Raw genomic sequence first — 338 nt, forward strand, 5'->3', positions numbered from 1 at the left:
GGTAAACTTTGGAAACCATTCTTAGCAAATTCAACTTCATTGATATTTAACCAAATTTGTTGCGTTCCATCAGATTTAATTTGTTGGTAAACAACATAATCAGTCCCGCCGATCTTAACTTTACCGTTTGTACCACCAATATAGACTAAGTTAGCGGTATACTTGTCACTTGTTGAGTTGATGTTTGTCCCACCAACTGGCATCCAACCAGTTGTTTCGCCACCAGCTGAATAACGTTGTAAGTTCAAGTAAAGTGGATCTTCAATGTTGATCGTAGCCGTTGGTGTTCCTAATGGGAAGGAGATCAATTCGGCATAGAAGTTAGTATTATCATCACG

Annotated in this window: 1 protein-coding gene; it reads right to left on the bottom strand. The window is 38.8% G+C overall.

The window, feature by feature from the left end; genetic code table 11:
- A partial coding sequence (locus tag FC32_RS02105) for a hypothetical protein (protein ID WP_156398998.1) occupies positions 1-338 on the bottom strand: 338 nt, incomplete at both ends.

Source organism: Ligilactobacillus apodemi DSM 16634 = JCM 16172, assembly GCF_001434405.1.
Taxonomy (GTDB): domain Bacteria; phylum Bacillota; class Bacilli; order Lactobacillales; family Lactobacillaceae; genus Ligilactobacillus; species Ligilactobacillus apodemi.